Source organism: Bacillus sp. FSL K6-0993 (assembly GCF_037977205.1).
Classification (GTDB): domain Bacteria; phylum Bacillota; class Bacilli; order Bacillales; family Bacillaceae; genus Bacillus; species Bacillus subtilis.
This window is the reverse complement of record NZ_CP150275.1, coordinates 3,879,358-3,897,546: the sequence shown is the minus strand read 5'-3', so window position 1 is coordinate 3,897,546 and position 18,189 is coordinate 3,879,358. Positions and strand designations below refer to the sequence as shown.

Below are 18,189 nucleotides of genomic sequence, written 5' to 3'. Positions count from 1 at the left end.
ATCATACTTTTGATTTATTGCTGGGGTTAGGTGTATCTGGTACCATTTAACTATATTTTATGGTATTTTCCAGAAGGGATTCAGCAGAGAGGAGACAGAGCATGAGGCGAATAGGCTTGTGTATAAGCCTGCTGGTCACAGTTCTTGTGATGAGCGCATGCGAAAGTGAAGGTGAGGCTCAGATGTTCGCAGACTGTGATCAAAAGACAGTAAAACAAACCGCAGCCAAACCGATGAGCAGCAAGAAAAAGCAGGATTTCCAAGCCCTCGCAAGCGACAGGCAGCTGGCCATTGTGTTCAGTTCCATGATACAAGTGAGCGAAGCATTTGATTATGGAATCGGCAATCCAGAATACTTCGTGCGAAGCAGCATGACTGAAGAAGAAGCAGACATTGCGAAGGAGAATCTCGAATCGATTAAGCTTGAGAACAAATCACTCAAAAATCAAAACAGCGAGGCGGTCGCCTTGCTACAAAAAACGCGTAATCAAGACATGAGCCGCATCGAAATTCAGCAGCTGACAGAAAATAGAGCTGCTTTTTTTGAGACCGCAGACAGTATGATCAAACTCATCGGCCAAGTCACACCGAAAAACGCGAAGAAGACAAGACAGCAGCTGGATCAGCTGAAAAAACAATATACACAATACAGCGCCGAAAGCATCAAAATCATGAACAGCATTGTCAAAAAGCAGAAAGCTGACAAGGCAACATTTGAACGCCATCTGGAGGCGCTGCTTCAAAAACAGCCCGGACAGCAGGTACGGAGTGAATTGTACTGACCAGCTTCCGTCTTTCCCTGATGATATTGACCTAGTACAAAAAGAATGTACAATCAAGATATAGTCTGTTCTTAGTTGATTGGAGGGACATGTCATGAAAATTGCGAAGGTGATCAATAATAATGTGATCAGCGTGGTCAATGAACAGGGGAAAGAATTGGTCGTCATGGGCAGGGGGCTCGCGTTTCAGAAAAAGTCCGGCGATGATGTCGATGAAGCCCGCATTGAGAAAGTGTTCACGCTCGATAACAAGGATGTATCAGAAAAGTTCAAAACCCTTTTGTATGATATACCGATCGAGTGTATGGAAGTATCCGAAGAGATTATCAGCTACGCAAAATTACAGCTCGGCAAAAAGCTCAACGACAGCATCTATGTGTCGCTGACCGACCATATTAACTTTGCCATCCAGCGCAACCAGAAAGGGCTTGATATCAAAAACGCCTTGCTGTGGGAAACAAAACGGCTGTACAAAGACGAATTTGCGATCGGCAAAGAAGCGTTAATCATGGTAAAAAATAAGACTGGTGTGTCTCTGCCAGAGGATGAAGCTGGCTTTATTGCTCTGCATATTGTAAATGCCGAGCTGAATGAAGAGATGCCCAATATTATCAACATTACAAAAGTCATGCAAGAGATTTTGAGTATTGTAAAATACCATTTTAAGATTGAATTCAACGAAGAATCGCTTCACTATTATCGGTTCGTCACCCACTTAAAGTTTTTCGCGCAGCGTCTTTTTAACGGCACTCACATGGAAAGCCAGGACGATTTTTTGCTGGATACAGTGAAAGAAAAGTATCATCGCGCGTATGAATGCACGAAGAAAATCTCAACCTACATTGAGCGGGAGTATGAGCACAAGCTCACAAGTGACGAGCTGCTGTATTTAACCATTCACATAGAAAGGGTAGTTAAACAAGCATAATGAGAGCGCTGACATTTTTATTTTCGTGTGTTCGTTTTTTTCTTACATTTCCATATGATGATGGTAGGATTGTTACTGATAAAGCAGGCAAAACCTAAATTACAATGAGTGCGGATCATCTCTGTCTGTGCTGATGGTAATTTAGGTTTTTATTTTTTTCAGAGGGAGGGTGATGATAGTTACAGGATTCAAGTAAGTAAGGTTCGGTATTATCATTATTTTGGCCGATGTTCCCTTTTAAAAGAATCATGTAAGATCAACATAGAAAACGCTTTCAATGAAAGGGGAATGCCAATATGCCTTATCTGAAACGAGTGTTGTTGCTTCTAGTCACTGGATTGTTTATGAGTTTGTTTGCAGTCACTTCTACTGCCTCGGCTCAAACAGGTGGATCGTTTTTTGACCCTTTTAACGGCTATAACTCCGGTTTTTGGCAAAAAGCAGATGGTTATTCGAATGGAAATATGTTCAACTGCACTTGGCGGGCTAATAACGTATCAATGACGTCATTGGGTGAAATGCGTTTAGCGCTAACAAGCCCATCTTATAACAAGTTTGACTGCGGGGAAAACCGTTCTGTTCAAACATATGGCTATGGACTTTATGAAGTCAGAATGAAACCAGCTAAAAACACAGGGATCGTTTCATCGTTCTTCACTTACACAGGTCCAACAGATGGAACTCCTTGGGATGAGATTGATATCGAATTTTTAGGAAAAGACACAACAAAGGTTCAATTTAACTATTATACAAATGGTGCAGGAAACCATGAGAAGATTGTTGATCTCGGGTTTGATGCAGCCAATGCCTATCATACTTATGCGTTCGATTGGCAGCCAAACTCTATTAAATGGTATGTTGATGGGCAATTAAAACATACTGCAACAAACCAAATTCCGACAACACCTGGAAAGATCATGATGAACTTGTGGAATGGCACGGGTGTCGATGAATGGCTTGGCTCCTACAACGGTGTAAATCCGCTATACGCTCATTATGACTGGGTGCGCTATACAAAAAAATAATGCCAAATGTGAAAGAGCCTGCTGCAATATAGCAGGCTCTTATCATTGTAATGAGGAGTTGTTGGCATGAATCTTCTATTTACTCATAATATCCTATTTGATCTTCTCCCCTCTGTAAATCACGTACTCACTCAATGCTACGATCAAGCTCATACATTTAGAAAGAAATAATCCCAATCAAAAGTGCGGCAATCGTCATCACAATCGTTGTTCCCACGGCCCATTTAATAGTGAATTTTTGATGGTCGCCAAAGCTGACGCCTGCCATTCCTACCAATAGATAGGTGGAAGGCACAAGCGGGCTGAGCAGATGAACAGGCTGCCCCAGCAAGGAGGCCCTTCCGATTTCAGCGGCGTCTATTCCGTAAGCGGAAGCGGCTTCGGCGATGATGGGAAGGACACCGAAGTAAAAGGCGTCATTCGACATGAAAAAGGTGAAGGGCATGCTGACGATCGCAGTGATCAACGGCAGGTGCGGGCCCATGGCATCAGGGATGAGTGAAACGAGAGAATGCGCCATGGCATCCACCATTTTTGTGCCGGAGAGAATGCCTGTGAATATGCCCGCAGCAAACACCATTGAGACAACGTTTAACGCATTACCCGCATGCGCCGAGATACGTTTCTGCTGTTCTTTGACATTTGGATAGTTGACCATCAAGGCGACGGCGAACGCAGTCATAAAAAGAACAGGGAGCGGCAGCAGGCTGGTGATCAGTGCGGCCATCAGGACGACAGTCAGCAGCAGGTTAAACCATTGAAGAGCGGGACGCTTGAGCGGTGCGGCCTCCGGATCGGAAGACGGTGCGTGATCAATCGAAATGACGCCGAGCCGCTTCCGCTCTTTCTTTCCGAGGATATAAGCAACGGCGATCACCCAGAGAATGCCGGCGATCATAGCGGGAATCAGCGGCGTGAAGACCTCTGACGTGTCCAATTTTAAGGAGGCCAAAACCCTCGCAGTCGGCCCGCCCCACGGGATAATATTCATAACCCCCGAACCGAGCATTGCTATTCCCGCTAACACCAAACGGTTCATGCCGAGCCGTTTGTAAAGAGGCAGCATCGCAGCAATGGTAATCATATAGGTTGTTGTCCCATCTCCGTCCAGCGAAATGGTCATGGTCAGAACCGCTGTGCCTACGGCGATTTTTAACGGATCTCCTTTGACAAACGATAAGATTTTGGCAATGAGAGGATCAAACAGACCTGAGTCAATCATAATGCCGAAATACAGGATGGCGAATAACAGCATGATACCGGTAGGGGCGAGGTCTGTAACGCCCTGAATCATCATCTCGCCGAGATCTTTGCCAAATCCGCTGATCAGGGCGAACACAATAGGAACGACAATCAAAGCAATAAGAGCGGAAAGCCGGTTAGACATAATAAGGTACATAAAGACAATCATCATCACAAAACCGAGTATGGCAAGCATGATATGACCTCCCCTATTCAACAGCTATTTTGGTAAGCGCTTCCATCCTTTCTTTCTGTGAAGAAGGCTTATTTCAAATGTGTATGACCGCATATTTATATGTAGACCAAAAATCCTAATGAGAGGATTAGCAGTTTATATGAAGAACGCCACGGGTAAATATGCTGTAGAATGTTTCGTTTTAAAAAGGGGGAAGAGACATGAGTGATGACCAAAACAAACGTGTAAATGAACACTCAAAGGACGAGCAGCTTGAGCAGTACAGGGCCGATAACAGCGGGAAGAAAATGACGACAAACCAAGGCTTGCGGGTGTCAGAGGATGAGCATTCGTTAAAAGCCGGGGTTCGCGGCCCGACGCTGATGGAGGATTTTCACTTCCGGGAGAAAATGACGCACTTTGACCATGAGAGGATTCCGGAGCGCGTTGTGCATGCGCGCGGATTTGGCGTGCATGGCTTTTTTCAGGTTTACGAGCCGATGACCGAGTACACACGGGCCAAATTTCTTCAGGACCCTTCGGTGAAGACACCGGTATTTGTCCGTTTCTCTACGGTTGCGGGTTCTAAAGGCTCCGCAGACACGGTGCGGGATGCCAGAGGCTTTGCGACTAAATTTTATACTGAAGAAGGAAACTATGACCTTGTGGGAAATAACATTCCGGTGTTTTTCATTCAGGATGCGATCAAATTCCCGGATTTGGTTCACGCGTTTAAGCCTGAGCCACACAATGAAATGCCTCAGGCCGCGACCGCTCACGATACGTTTTGGGATTTTGTCGCCAATAACCCTGAGTCGGCTCACATGGTAATGTGGACGATGTCGGACAGAGGCATCCCGCGCAGCTACAGAATGATGGAAGGCTTCGGCGTTCACACGTTCCGTTTTGTCAATGAACAAGGAAAGGCACGTTTCGTGAAATTTCACTGGAAGCCGGTGCTCGGTGTGCATTCTCTCGTATGGGATGAAGCGCAGAAAATTGCCGGGAAAGATCCGGATTTCCATCGCCGTGACCTGTGGGAAACAATTGAAAACGGCGGCAAGGTTGAATACGAGCTCGGCGTGCAGATGATTGATGAGGAAGATGAATTCAAGTTTGATTTTGATATTCTTGACCCGACTAAGCTGTGGCCGGAAGAGCTTGTGCCGGTGAAAATCATTGGGAAAATGACGCTGAACCGCAACCAGGATAATGTGTTTGCGGAAACAGAACAAGTCGCATTCCACCCGGGAAATGTCGTGCCGGGCATCGACTTTACAAATGACCCGCTCCTGCAGGGACGGCTTTTCTCTTATACAGACACACAGCTCATCCGTCTTGGCGGTCCGAACTTCCATGAGATTCCGATTAACCGCCCGGTATGTCCATTCCATAACAATCAATACGACGGCTATCACCGGATGACGATCAATAAGGGACCTGTCGCTTATCATAAAAACTCACTGCAAAACAATGATCCGTCGCCTGCGACAGCTGAAGAAGGCGGCTACGTCCACTATCAGGAAAAAGTCGAGGGCAAAAAAATCCGCCAGCGAAGCGACAGCTTCAACGATTATTACTCACAGGCGAAGCTTTTCTGGAACAGCATGTCTCCTGTGGAGAAACAGCACATCATTTCTGCTTTCTGCTTCGAGGTCGGGAAGGTCAAAAGCAAGGACGTACAGCGGCAGGTCGTTGATGTCTTCAGCAATGTCGATGCAGATTTAGCGGAAGAAATCGCCAAAGGAGTAGGCGTGGCGACGCCCGCGAAGCGTAAAGCATCTAAAGAAATCCTTACTTCGCCTGCGTTAAGCCAAGCCCGTACAGTGAAAACCGCGTCAACCAGAAAAGTCGCTGTACTCGCCGGAAACGGATTTTATGAAAAAGAACTGCAAACAGTGCTGGAAGCCTTAAAGCGAGAAGGAATCACAGTGGATATCATCAGTCAAAATCTGGGGTATATGACAAGCGGCAGCGGACAGCAGCTTGAGGCCAGCGGCACGTTCCTGACGGTTGATTCTGTTCTGTATGATGCCGTCTATGCCGCAGGAGGGCCGGAGTTAAAAGACAACAAACAAGCGATGGCGTTTATCAGAGAAGCTTACAATCACTACAAGGCGATCGGTGCGGCAAATGAAGGAATTGACCTTCTTCAATCCTCTGTCGGGACAACAGAGGGACCAGGCATCGTAACGGCTGAAGAAGAACCTGACTACGCCGCTTTCAGCAAGGCATTTATCGATGCGGTTTCTGCTCATCGCCATTGGGATAGACGAATTTGATCGGCTCCTGTATCTTTAAGGAAGATACTTTTCATAAGGAGCATGACAAATGAACGAAAAACAGCTCGCTGAAGCTTACGAACGCGATGAAAATATGATGATTTTGGTGTTTGCCCAATGGTGTGTAAACCATGATCTTGATCCGGTGGAGATGTACGCCAAAGCGTATCCGCAGCAAAAGCTGAATGAAAGCTTGAAAAAAACCATGGACGATCTGGTCGTGCCAAAACACGAAGCAGAGCACATTCCGGACCAGACTGTCATTGCGGTATTAGAGATGTTCGGAAATACAGATTTGGCACAAGCCGTTCATGAAGCGATTTCTGGGCGCAAACAGTAAAAAAAGAGACATCCTGTGTCTCTTTTTTTATTGGGAAAATCATGCTGTTAGACCTAGAAACTTCTTTCGATTTAATCAGTCTATAAAAGTGTGTATTGCTTAAATAAGGGAATGATAAACAACGACATCAAAGGAGGAGATTGTATGAAATGGAATAAAATGCTGAAAGCCGCGGGGATTGCAGTCTTGCTTTTTTCCGTAGTTGCATATGCGGCCCCATCTTTAAAAGCAGTTCAAGCGAAAACACCGACTGTCAGCACCCATACGTACAAAAAGATCAAGGAGTTAAAGTATCCACAAGTGCATCACGTCGGGAATGCCGCGTTTGAAAAGAAAATCAATCAAGAGCTGAAAGCCTACATTGAACAATCGTATCAGGAATACCTGAAAAACAAAAAAGCAGGCGAACAGCAGGGCTTTAAAACGGAATATCAAACATCCTTCAGCGTCAAATACAATGCGGCAGGCAAGCTCAGCATTCAAACACTCAATTATATCTATTCAGGGGGCGCCCACGGTTTAACGTCTGTCCAGTCCTTCAACTATGACTTGAAAGCACAAAAGCGGGTGACGCTGGATCAGATTCTGAACACCAAAACAAAAGTCAGCAAAACGAGAGATTATCTATATAGCTATATCAAAAAACACGATGAGCTGTTTTTCCCTGATGTTAAGAAAGAGGATATAACCCTAAACAAAGACACAATGTTTTACTTTACGGCAAACGGGATCGCCATCGTCTTTGGCCAGTATGACTTGGGGCCTTATGCAGCGGGAATCCGGGATGTGCAGGTTCCAGCCTCTATTTATCAATAATCAAAAGAGCCATATCCGAAAAGGGATATGGCTCAATGTTTCTACCACACAAACAGGCCGACAATCGCAGCACTTAATAAAGATACCGCAATTCCGCTGACGAGCAGTTTCCACACGTTTCTCCCGATGACCGTTGACTTTTCTCCGTCAAGGATCGAATTGTACGTGCCGTAAATCATGCCGACAGTACTGAAGTTTGCAAAGGATGTCAGGAATGTCGTCGCCACCGCAACGGTGTGAGGCGGAAGGGATTTGAGATTGTTTTTCAAGTCAAGCATCGCAACAAACTCGTTCGTTGCTAATTTCATGCCCATCAGCTGAGCAACATACATCGCATCGTGCACTGGCAATCCAAGCAGGAATGCGAACGGACTGAACAGATAAGCAAAAATCGTCTGGATGGTCAGGCCGTGTACGAAAACGCCAAGAATGCCATTAACTGCTGACGTTAATGCGACATATCCGATCACCATTGCCAAAATAACGATAACCATGTTCATGCCGACAAGCATACTGTTAGAAATCGTAGAGAAAAAGTCTTTCTTCTCTTCTTTAGGCGGTGTATAGATGATATCTTCATCCTCCGGCACGTGAACAGGATTCAGCAGGTTTGCGATAATCAGCGCGTTTAAGCAGTTCAAAGGAATGGCTGTAAACACGTATGTCGCGGGCACCATTGACAGATAAGATCCGATAATGGAGCCGCTGATGCTGCTCATGCTCATTAAGCCGAATGTAAGCAGGCGGTTGTTGCTTAAAACCGTAAGCTGCTGGCGGATAACCGCAAGTGCTTCGGTATTTCCCAGAAACATCATTTGAATAGAGAAAAAGCTTTCTAATTTCGGCAAGCGGGAAGCCTTTGAAATCACCCATCCGATTTTATCAATCAGCCAAGGCAAAATGCCGAAATACGTTAAAATATCAAAGAATGTGACGATAAAGATAATTGGAAGAAGCGCACTAAAGAAAAAGTCTACTGTTTCATTCGCCATCACTGACGGAAAGGCAAACGCGATACCGTCACTGGCGCAAGCAATCAGCCAAGTGAAGAAATCACCGATTTTACCGATGGCCCAGCTTCCGACTTTTGTTCCCAGCATAAACCAAGTAATCAGCAATTCCAGAACAATTAACGTCATGATCGGGCGCCACTTGATTTTCTTTTTCTGCGGAGAACATAGGAATACAACTGCCATAATCACAATGAGACCGACAAGGTTTAGTAAAAAGTACATGATAGCAACTCCTATGAGGGTTATTATGGAAACAAAAAAAGCTCTTATCCTTCACAAATTCTGGAAGTGCAGAAAGTGTGAAAAATAAGAGCAAACAGAAAAGAACTTGTCCTTTTCAACTCGTTCAAATTTATTCAAACTTTCTTGTAGTCTAGTTTTTTACGGTTACTAGGTAGAAACAATCAGACCATATTACTGATCATATACAAGAATGTCTTTTTCTAAGATGATAGCAGTATTTTATCCTTTCACTTTTTGAAAATCAACCTTTTTAACTATTTTCACAATAATAAAATTTATATTCTAAAATGAGAAAATAAAGGAAAAACATGCTGGATTGCTATGCTGATATGATGTTGGCGGGATACCAGCATGTCAGTACTGATTTTTCTTCACTATAAGGTTCTAGCTCCTGGATATTTGTTGTATGATGGAAACGGGGAAACCCATACAGCAGAAAGGGAGTTTTTTTCATGATTATCCAATTCATTCGTTATAGATAATGACAGGTGTAGACAAACTGCCAGACCTGGCCAATTTTTGAGATAGGCCTAGGTTTATTTGTCTATGCCTTTTTCATTTATCTAAAAATGAATGAATGAGGTGTTTTTATCATGAAGCGAACAGTTGATTTCAGCATGTTTCGATGCCCGCTCTGCGTTTCTTCTATGGATGCGGCATCAGGGAAAAGCTTGATTTGTACAGAACGAGGACATACATTTGATCTATCTCGGCACGGCTACGTGAACTTTCTGACGAAGCCGGTCAAAACCAGTTACGGTGCTGAGCTTTTTGAAGCGAGGAGCAGGCTGATTGGAGAATGTGGTTTTTTTGACCCGCTCCATGATGCGATTGCAGAACTCATCAGTCATCCCACATCTGGTCATGAGGCATTCACCATCCTGGACAGCGGTTGCGGTGAGGGTTCTCATTTGAATGCGCTTTGCGGGTTTGATTATGCAGGGAAAGCAGCGATAGGAACCGGCATAGATCTTTCGAAAGATGGGATCTTAAAAGCTTCTAAGGCATTCAAAGATCAGATGTGGGCTGTTGCCGATGTGGCGCGTGCTCCTTTTCATGATCGCCAATTTGATGTTGTTCTGTCTATTTTTTCGCCGTCCAATTATGCAGAGTTTCATAGACTGCTGAAGAATGATGGCATGCTCGTAAAAGTAGTGCCGCGAAGCGACTATTTAATAGAATTAAGGCAATTTTTATATACTGATTCACCAAGGCGCACGTATTCCAATGCGGCAGCTGTTGAGCGTTTTACAGCAAATGCTGCACACAGCCGTCCTGTCAGGCTGCGCTATGTTAAAACGCTTGACCAGCAGGCGATCCACTGGCTTCTCAAGATGACGCCGCTTGCCTGGTCGGCGCCGAAAGATCGAATCAGCCTGCTGAAAGAGATGAAAACAGCCGATATTACGGTTGATGTTGATATCCTAATAGGAATGAAATGAATGGCAGAGGAAAGCTCCGAAAAAAGGGAGCTTTCCTTTTTTAATCGGAATAGTTGGCCCACGCTTCTCGTACATATGGAAAGGGGACGGAAACAGCCGATGCGGACAGGTTTTTGTAAACGCTTTCTAGTTCGCGGAAACGGGGGATGTGTGTGTGGAACTGATCATCATTCTATTGGCGTTAGGTTTGCTGATGTTTACGGCGTATCGGGGATTTTCTGTCATATTGTTTGCGCCGATTTGCGCGTTATTCGCGGTGCTGCTGACAGATCCAAGCCATGTGCTTCCTTTTTTCTCATCAATTTTTATGGAGAAGATGGCGGGTTTTATTAAACTGTATTTCCCAGTGTTTTTGCTCGGTGCCATTTTTGGAAAGGTCGTTGAAATGGCCGGGCTTGCGGCATCAATCGCGAAAACAATTGTCCGGCTTGTCGGGGCAAAAAGAGCGATACTTGCCATTGTGTTGATGGGTGCTGTCTTGACGTACAGCGGTGTCAGCCTGTTTGTTGTCGTATTTGCCGTATATCCTTTTGCGAAAAACATGTTCCAAGAAGCAAACATACCCAAACGCCTCATCCCGGGAACGATTGCTTTAGGGGCTTTTACGTTTACGATGGACGCGCTTCCGGGAACGCCGCAAATCCAAAATGTCATCCCGACGTCGTTTTTCAAAACAGACATTTATGCCGCCCCTTGGCTGGGCTTGATGGGCGCAGTGATTGTGCTGGCAGCTGGGATGCTCTATTTGGAATCAAGGCGGAAAAAAGCGCAGGCATCTGGCGAAGGCTATGGCGGTTTTGATACGCAGAATGCTGCTCCTGAATCGATTGAGTCCGCGGCTGAACCGGACAAAAGCCCGATTCGGCACGCGCTTGCCTTTGTCCCGCTTATTCTCGTCGGTGCAGTGAATAAATATTTCACCATTTACTTGCCAAAGTGGTATCCGAATGGATTTGATTTTTCTTCCATAGGATTAAAGGAGTTCGGCAGGCTTGATATTTCTTCAGCGGCTGCTATTTGGTCGGTGGAGATTGCTTTAGTGATTGGCATCATCACAACGATTTTATTTGATTGGAGAAGTGTGTTTGCCCAATTGAAGGAAGGGCTGAATGAAGGGATTGGCGGCGCCTTGCTGGCATCTATGAATACGGGTGCCGAGTACGGGTTCGGCGGCATTATCGCCGCGCTGCCGGGGTTTCATAAGCTGAGCAGCGGAATTTCACATACTTTTACCGATCCGCTTGTAAATGGCGCCGTTACGACAACTGCGCTGGCGGGAATCACCGGCTCGGCTTCAGGAGGAATGGGCATTGCATTAAGCGCGATGTCAGAACAATACTTACAGGCGATTCAGGCTTACAATATTCCGCCAGAGGTGATGCATCGGGTCATTTCAATGGCATCAGGCGGGATGGATACACTGCCGCATAATGGCGCCGTTATCACGCTTCTGGCCGTGACGGGTTTGACCCACCGGCAATCCTATCGCGATATTTTTGCGATCACGCTCATTAAAACGGCTGCCGTATTTGCTGTGATCGCGATTTACAGCCTGACTGGTCTAGTGTAGAAGAAAACGAAAGGGGCATCAATATGGGAAAAGTGCTGTCATCAAGCAAGGAAGCTGCGAAACTGATTCATGATGGGGATACGCTGATCGCGGGAGGGTTTGGGCTGTGCGGCATCCCTGAACAGCTCATTTTGTCTATAAGAGATCAGGGAGTAAAGGATTTAACCGTTGTCAGCAATAACTGCGGAGTCGATGACTGGGGGCTGGGTTTGCTTCTGGCTAACAAGCAAATCAAGAAAATGATCGCTTCCTATGTCGGTGAAAATAAAATTTTTGAGCGGCAGTTTTTAAGCGGAGAGCTTGAGGTCGAGCTTGTTCCCCAAGGAACGCTCGCTGAGAGAATTCGTGCAGGCGGTGCAGGCATACCGGGATTTTATACGGCGACAGGCGTCGGCACCTCCATAGCCGAGGGAAAAGAACATAAAACATTCGGCGGCCGGACTTATGTGCTTGAGCGAGGCATTACCGGCGATGTGGCGATCGTCAAAGCGTGGAAAGCGGACACCATGGGCAATTTGGTTTTTAGGAAAACGGCGAGAAATTTCAATCCCATTGCCGCCATGGCAGGCAAGATCACGATTGCCGAGGCGGAAGAAATCGTGGAAGCAGGAGAGCTCGATCCAGATCACATCCATACGCCGGGAATTTACGTACAGCATGTTGTGCTTGGCGCGAGCCAAGAAAAACGGATTGAAAAACGAACAGTTCAGCAAGCATCGGGAAAGGGTGAGGCCAAGTGAAGGAAGCGAGAAAACGAATGGTCAAACGGGCTGTACAAGAAATCAAGGACGGCATGAATGTGAATCTCGGGATTGGAATGCCGACGCTTGTCGCAAATGAGATACCCGATGGCGTTCACGTCATGCTTCAGTCGGAAAACGGCTTGCTCGGAATCGGTCCCTATCCTCTGGAAGGAACGGAAGACGCGGATTTGATCAATGCGGGAAAGGAAACGATCACTGAAGTGACGGGCGCCTCTTATTTTGACAGCGCTGAGTCATTCGCGATGATAAGAGGCGGGCATATCGATTTGGCTATTCTTGGCGGAATGGAGGTTTCGGAGCAGGGGGATTTGGCCAATTGGATGATCCCGGGCAAAATGGTAAAAGGGATGGGCGGCGCTATGGATCTCGTCAACGGGGCGAAACGAATCGTTGTCATCATGGAGCACGTCAATAAGCATGGTGAATCAAAGGTGAAAAAAACATGCTCCCTTCCGTTGACAGGCCAGAAAGTCGTGCACAGGCTGATTACGGATTTGGCTGTATTTGATTTTGTGAACGGCCGCATGACACTGACGGAGCTTCAGGATGGTGTCACAATTGAAGAGGTTTATGAAAAAACAGAAGCTGATTTCGCTGTAAGCCAGTCTGTACTCAATTCTTAATGGGAAGGTGTTTGACATGAGAAAACAAGTCGCCTTGGTGACAGGGGCTGCCGGCGGAATCGGATTCGAAATCGCAAGAGAATTCGCCCGTGAAGGCGCCAGCGTCATCGTTTCAGACCTCCGTCCGGAAGCATGTGAAAAAGCAGCCTCCAAGCTTGCAGAAGAAGGCTTGGACGCGGCGGCCATTCCGTATGATGTGACAAAGGAAGCGCAAGTTGCTGATACGGTGAACGTCATTCAAAAACGATACGGCCGCTTGGATATTTTGGTGAACAATGCCGGTATTCAGCACGTCGCTCCGATTGAAGAGTTTCCGACAGACACCTTTGAACAGCTGATCAAGGTCATGCTGACGGCCCCCTTTATTGCAATGAAGCATGTTTTTCCGATCATGAAAAAACAGCAGTTTGGCAGAATCATTAATATCGCGTCTGTTAATGGATTAGTCGGCTTTGCAGGGAAATCCGCTTATAATAGCGCCAAGCACGGCGTCATTGGACTCACAAAAGTCGGGGCGCTGGAAGGCGCGCCCCACGGCATAACAGTCAATGCGCTCTGCCCGGGTTATGTCGATACCCAGCTTGTACGCAATCAGCTTAGCGATCTATCGAAAACTAGAAATGTCCCTTACGACTCTGTACTTGAACAAGTCATTTTTCCGCTTGTGCCGCAAAAGCGACTGCTTTCCGTCAAGGAAATTGCGGATTATGCCGTGTTTTTGGCAAGCGAGAAGGCGAAGGGCGTCACTGGGCAGGCTGTCGTCCTTGATGGGGGCTACACCGCACAGTGACATAAAAAAACACACTTGCTCCGCTAGGGAATCAAGTGTGTTTTTTCTTTGCTTATTTCCAAACATCATTAGCGATCTCAACCACATGGCGGAGCTTCGCCCATTGCTGTTCTTCAGTCAGCTTGTTGCCTTCCTCAGTTGAAGCAAATCCGCATTGAGGGCTGAGGCAAAGCTGGTCTAAGCTTACATAACGGGACGCTTCTTCGATACGGCGTTTCACGTCATCCGGATTTTCAAGCTCACCGAATTTAGATGTCACTAAGCCAAGAACAAGCTGAAGATCAGACCGTTTTACGTAACGGAGAGGCTCAAATCCGCCTGAGCGTGAATCATCATACTCTAAGAAAAGTCCGTCAAGATTCAAGCCGTCAAAAATGGTTTCGGCGGCTGCGTCATAGCCGCCTTCCGCTGTCCAAGTGGACTGGAAGTTGCCGCGGCAAATATGCATGGTTACCGTCAAGTCATCCGGGCGGTCTGCAATCGCGTCGTTAATCGATTTCGCAAACAGCTGGCGAAGCTCATCAGGCGTTGTTCCGAACGCTTCGATTTGTTTTAAGCCTTTTTCTGATAAGAAAACGGCCCACGCTGTATCATCAAGCTGGAGGTAGCGGCAGCCTCTGTCATAAAACGCTTGAATCGCTTTTTTATATGCTTTGGATACATCATGCTGGAAAAGGTGATAATCTTTTTTATACGCATCCTTTTCCAGTTTTCCGCGGAAAAACAGCATATTCGGGCTTGGAATCGTCATCTTTGGCGTCGCGTCACCGGCAATGCTATGGAGAAATGAATAATCTTCAAGCATTGGGTGAGTTGAAAAGTCGATATCACCTGTGACTTTAATGCCGCGTGCTTTTGTCTGTACGTTATGGAATTGGATTCCGTGCTCAGGAGTAAACGGCTCAACGCCATCTAAGTTTTCCAGGAAATCAAAGTGCCACCATGCTCTGCGGAATTCACCGTCTGTCACGACGTTCAGGCCGATTTCCTTCTGTTTTTCCACAATGCGGATGATTTCATCGTTTTCAATTTGGCGAAGCTGCTCAGCGGTCATTTCGCCGGCCGCTTTTTGCAGCCGCGCTTTTTTGACGGGCTCAGATCTCAACAGGCTTCCGACTTGATCCGCGCGAAACGGCGGTTTTTTTCTTTGAAGTGATTTTTGTTCTGCGGGTGTTGTTTGTTGTGACATGTTGTCCATTCCTTCTTTCCATTCAAATATAAAAAAGCTCTTCCTTTGGATAAGGAAGAGCTTGCGTGACAATCTCAACCTTATCTTCAAGAGCAATCATTGCTCTAAAGGATTTAGCACCATTCTGTTAAACAGCGGTTGCCGGGTATCGCAGGGCCAGTCCCTCCACCTCTCTTGATAAGGAAAACCTTTTTATGAAATTTTCTGATAGTATCTATTATTCACACATTTTCTATTTCTGTCAATGATAGATTATCTCCACACATCGTTGGCAATGTCGATGACATGGCGAAGCTTTGCCCATTGCTGCTCCTCTGTCAGAAGGTTGCCTTCTTCTGTAGAGGCGAAACCGCACTGCGGGCTCAGGCATAGCTGGTCCAAGCTGACAAAACGCGCGGCTTCATTGATGCGGCGTTTCACATCCTCAGGATTTTCAAGCTCGCCGTATTTCGATGTGATCAAGCCGAGCACAATTTGCAGATCCTTGCGCTTCACAAAACGGAGCGGATCAAAGTTTCCGGAGCGGTCATCATCGTATTCCAAGAAAAGGCCGTCAAGGTTTAAGCCGTCCAAAATCGTTTCCGCTACAGCGTCGTACCCTCCTGATGCCGCCCAGGTTGAGCGGAAGTTGCCGCGGCAAATGTGCATTGTGATCGTTAAATCGTCAGGCCGGTCTGCGACGGCATCGTTAATTGTTTTGGCAAATATGGCTGGCAATGTTTCTGGATCACCGCCGAGCGCCCGGACAACCTCTCTGCCTTTTTCCTCAAAGAAGAGAGACCATGACGTATCATCAAGCTGGAGATAACGGCAGCCAGCATCATAGAAGGCTTTGATTGCTTTTTTGTACGCTTGGGCCAGATCATGAAAGTATTCCTCTTGATCGTCATAAATCCCTTTATCCGCCTTTTCGCCAAAAAACAGCATATTTGGGCTGGGAATGGTCAATTTTGGCGTCGCGCCATCGGCAATCTCATGTAAAAATTGATAATCAGCAAGCGCTGGGTGGCTCGTAAAATCGAGTTTTCCCGTCACTTTGATGCTGCGCGCTTTCGTTTTTGTGTTATGGAACTGAATCCCCTCAGCCGGGATGAACGGTTCCACACCGTCAAGCCCTTCCATGAAGTCATAATGCCACCAGGAACGCCGGAATTCCCCGTCTGTTACCACGTTGAGACCGATTTCTTTTTGTTTTTCCACGATGCGGGTGATCTCTTGATTTTCGATATCACGAAGCAGTTCCGCTGTCATCTCACCAGCCGCTTTTTTTTGCCGGGCTTCCTTCACCGGAACGGAACGAAGCAAACTGCCGACATGATCGGCGCGGAAAGGTGCTTTGCGTTGTTTTTCTGTTTTTTGTCCTGCAACATTCGTTTGTTGAGCCATGTTATTCGCCTCTTTTCTGAAATATTGAGCATGTAAAAAGCTCTTCCTTTGTGAAGGAAGAGCTTGAACGATCAAATCTCCGCCTCATCTGCAAGAACGCAATGTTCTTAAGGATTTAGCACCATTCTGTTTGAAACAGCGGTTGCCGGGTATCATAGGGCCAGTCCCTCCACCTCTCTTGATAAGGTACAACTTCATATTCAGATTTCAATTATCTTAATATTATTACTTTTGGATCAATTGTCAATGCTTTTTAGAAAATACTTTCATCTTCATCGTTATATAAAACCATATCAAGCACGATAGCGATGGCAGTGCAAATCAGAACATCTTCCTCGTTTGCAATCTGCAAGTGATAGGAATCACCCCAGCTGAGCCACTTTTTGCTCACTGACATCCGGACATTTTCCCCGTCCGTCAGCTGGAATTCATCCCTCCATAAATCACCATCGATTTCCCAGTTAAGCCCGGAAATCACAAATTTCGGTTTGAAAAACGTTACTTTCTTCGTTACCTCACAAACTGTTTTCCCGCCAATTGAAATCTCATAGCGCGGCAATAAAGACATTAGTTTTTGTTCTATGGAAACGAGCGTTTTTCCGGATGTATCTGTCATTTGTAATGAGTCTCCTAACGAGAAAAAACGCCCCTCCACCTTGAATGTTTCTTGTTCGTTCCGGTCATAAATGTGAAATGCATCTTTAAATGAGAACATTTTTTGTTTCATAAATAACTCGATCATTGCTGAAGTCTCCTTTGGATTTGCCTTGTATGAAATTACGGATAGAGGGCGAAAAGGTTTCAGGCTCTAAATCAAAACAATTTTAAAAGGCTGCGTGATTCAGCAGCCTTTTCGTTTGAAATATAGAATTAGGAAAGATGCATCCGGCGTTTTTGGCGGATGGCGTCAAGGTCGATTAGGTTGTTTTGATGAGGTGCGGCTGCTGGCAGAGGGCTTGTCTTTTGCGGTTTGCGGCGATTGTCCTTGCTGAAAGAAAAAAGAAGATAGCCGCATAATGCGATGATAATAAATAGGATCATATTACATACCTCCCAAAAAAAAGTTTTGGTACTCTCTATTGTACGGATAAAATGCCAAAAAGTATTCAAAAAATTCTAAATCAATAAATAACAAGAAACTGTCCCTCTGAAACAGTATAACCTGATGACCTGAAAATAGTCTTGAATCACGCTGTTTGCTCTTGTTGATGAGTGGTTCTATAGTTACTATCGACGGTAAAATAAATTCCTTTATATAACTTTTAACCTAAGTTTACGTAATTCGAATTACCTGTTTATGGGTGCTGTTTTCTTGCTTGTTTGGTTTATACCCTATTTTTCGGAATTGAACACAAAAAACCCAAATTACGGAGCATTTGGGCGGTACGGGTGAATACGGATTGTATTTAGGGGATTTGAATGTTTTATTTGAAGAAGCGTTTGAACATTTTTCTGATTTTTTGAAATGGGCTGGATTTCTTTTGCATGTTAAGCGGCCTGGAAATGATCCATTTTTTCAAGAGACTCTTTGCAGCGATTGCATGTTTTGTCATTGTTTTTCCTCCTCATTTGTTGATAC

At 45.7% G+C, this 18,189-nt stretch carries 17 protein-coding genes, 1 pseudogene and 3 riboswitches; of the genes and pseudogenes, 11 read left to right on the top strand and 7 right to left on the bottom strand.

The features are described from left to right. The first annotated feature begins 101 nt into the window (after positions 1-101). The 3 genes from MHH79_RS20150 to bglS all read left to right on the top strand — a co-directional run bounded on the left by MHH79_RS20150 (position 102) and on the right by bglS (position 2,735). Entirely contained in the window at positions 102-782 is a 681-nt protein-coding gene (locus MHH79_RS20150) for a hypothetical protein (protein ID WP_100505990.1), read from the top strand. Positions 783-876: 94 nt separating this feature from the next. Continuing rightward, positions 877-1,710, top strand: a complete 834-nt coding sequence (gene licT, locus MHH79_RS20145; RefSeq protein ID WP_047183424.1) for a transcriptional antiterminator LicT — start codon at positions 877-879, stop codon at positions 1,708-1,710. Positions 1,711-2,006: 296 nt separating this feature from the next. After that, positions 2,007-2,735 (top strand): beta-glucanase, encoded by a 729-nt coding sequence (bglS, locus tag MHH79_RS20140; RefSeq protein ID WP_015483903.1) that lies wholly within the window; start codon positions 2,007-2,009, stop codon positions 2,733-2,735. A 157-nt stretch (positions 2,736-2,892) separates the two neighbouring features. On the opposite strand, the gene citH is transcribed toward bglS, so the two are convergent. Then, a complete protein-coding gene (gene citH / locus MHH79_RS20135; RefSeq protein ID WP_015385060.1) occupies positions 2,893-4,173 on the bottom strand; it encodes a citrate transporter CitH in 1,281 nt (426 codons plus the stop codon). A 200-nt stretch (positions 4,174-4,373) separates the two neighbouring features. On the opposite strand from citH, the gene MHH79_RS20130 reads away from it, so the two are divergent. The 3 genes from MHH79_RS20130 to MHH79_RS20120 all read left to right on the top strand — a co-directional run bounded on the left by MHH79_RS20130 (position 4,374) and on the right by MHH79_RS20120 (position 7,590). Next, positions 4,374-6,434 carry a catalase gene (locus MHH79_RS20130; protein WP_251247768.1) on the top strand — a complete coding sequence of 687 codons (2,061 nt, stop codon included), beginning with the start codon at positions 4,374-4,376 and terminating at the stop codon, positions 6,432-6,434. A gap of 49 nt (positions 6,435-6,483) precedes the next feature. Continuing rightward, positions 6,484-6,774, top strand: a complete 291-nt coding sequence (locus tag MHH79_RS20125) for a hypothetical protein (RefSeq protein ID WP_015385058.1) — start codon at positions 6,484-6,486, stop codon at positions 6,772-6,774. 144 nt (positions 6,775-6,918) lie between these two features. After that, a complete protein-coding gene (locus MHH79_RS20120; RefSeq protein ID WP_100505987.1) occupies positions 6,919-7,590 on the top strand; it encodes a DUF3298 and DUF4163 domain-containing protein in 672 nt (223 codons plus the stop codon). A 41-nt stretch (positions 7,591-7,631) separates the two neighbouring features. Here MHH79_RS20120 and MHH79_RS20115 read toward each other — a convergent pair whose 3' ends face one another. Then, on the bottom strand, positions 7,632-8,825 hold the full coding sequence (locus MHH79_RS20115; protein ID WP_014478419.1) for a NupC/NupG family nucleoside CNT transporter: 1,194 nt from the start codon (positions 8,823-8,825) through the stop codon (positions 7,632-7,634). A 127-nt stretch (positions 8,826-8,952) separates the two neighbouring features. Continuing rightward, a riboswitch (purine riboswitch) is annotated at positions 8,953-9,054 on the bottom strand. A 385-nt stretch (positions 9,055-9,439) separates the two neighbouring features. Between MHH79_RS20115 and MHH79_RS20110 the strand changes: the two genes are divergently transcribed. The 5 genes from MHH79_RS20110 (at position 9,440) to MHH79_RS20090 (ending at position 14,035) form a co-directional block, all read left to right on the top strand. Further along, on the top strand, positions 9,440-10,288 hold the full coding sequence (locus MHH79_RS20110; protein WP_100505986.1) for a methyltransferase domain-containing protein: 849 nt from the start codon (positions 9,440-9,442) through the stop codon (positions 10,286-10,288). A gap of 154 nt (positions 10,289-10,442) precedes the next feature. Further along, on the top strand, positions 10,443-11,858 hold the full coding sequence (locus MHH79_RS20105) for a GntP family permease (protein WP_015385055.1): 1,416 nt from the start codon (positions 10,443-10,445) through the stop codon (positions 11,856-11,858). 23 nt (positions 11,859-11,881) lie between these two features. After that, a complete protein-coding gene (locus MHH79_RS20100; protein WP_014481335.1) occupies positions 11,882-12,598 on the top strand; it encodes a succinyl-CoA--3-ketoacid CoA transferase subunit A in 717 nt (238 codons plus the stop codon). Next, entirely contained in the window at positions 12,595-13,245 is a 651-nt protein-coding gene (locus MHH79_RS20095) for a succinyl-CoA--3-ketoacid CoA transferase subunit B (protein ID WP_003243049.1), read from the top strand. Before MHH79_RS20100 ends, MHH79_RS20095 begins: the two co-directional genes overlap by 4 nt. Positions 13,246-13,261: 16 nt before the next feature. Continuing rightward, the gene (locus MHH79_RS20090) at positions 13,262-14,035 is read left to right on the top strand and encodes a 3-hydroxybutyrate dehydrogenase (RefSeq protein ID WP_063334896.1); all 774 of its coding nucleotides are present in this window, start codon (positions 13,262-13,264) and stop codon (positions 14,033-14,035) included. Positions 14,036-14,087: 52 nt separating this feature from the next. On the opposite strand, the gene MHH79_RS20085 is transcribed toward MHH79_RS20090, so the two are convergent. The 5 genes and pseudogenes from MHH79_RS20085 to MHH79_RS20065 form a co-directional block, all read right to left on the bottom strand. Further along, positions 14,088-15,224 (bottom strand): 5-methyltetrahydropteroyltriglutamate--homocysteine S-methyltransferase, encoded by a 1,137-nt coding sequence (locus tag MHH79_RS20085; protein ID WP_014478413.1) that lies wholly within the window; start codon positions 15,222-15,224, stop codon positions 14,088-14,090. Positions 15,225-15,301: 77 nt separating this feature from the next. Beyond that, a riboswitch (SAM riboswitch) is annotated at positions 15,302-15,408 on the bottom strand. Between the two features lie 68 nt (positions 15,409-15,476). Then, the gene (locus MHH79_RS20080; RefSeq protein WP_063334926.1) at positions 15,477-16,610 is read right to left on the bottom strand and encodes a 5-methyltetrahydropteroyltriglutamate--homocysteine S-methyltransferase; all 1,134 of its coding nucleotides are present in this window, start codon (positions 16,608-16,610) and stop codon (positions 15,477-15,479) included. Positions 16,611-16,691: 81 nt separating this feature from the next. Next, a riboswitch (SAM riboswitch) is annotated at positions 16,692-16,798 on the bottom strand. A 65-nt stretch (positions 16,799-16,863) separates the two neighbouring features. Continuing rightward, positions 16,864-17,352 carry an LURP-one-related/scramblase family protein gene (locus MHH79_RS20075; protein WP_015385049.1) on the bottom strand — a complete coding sequence of 163 codons (489 nt, stop codon included), beginning with the start codon at positions 17,350-17,352 and terminating at the stop codon, positions 16,864-16,866. A 128-nt stretch (positions 17,353-17,480) separates the two neighbouring features. After that, positions 17,481-17,745 (bottom strand): annotated as a pseudogene (locus tag MHH79_RS20070) (hypothetical protein). A gap of 289 nt (positions 17,746-18,034) precedes the next feature. Then, a complete protein-coding gene (locus MHH79_RS20065; protein ID WP_003227241.1) occupies positions 18,035-18,163 on the bottom strand; it encodes a hypothetical protein in 129 nt (42 codons plus the stop codon). Between the last annotated feature and the right edge of the window lie 26 nt (positions 18,164-18,189).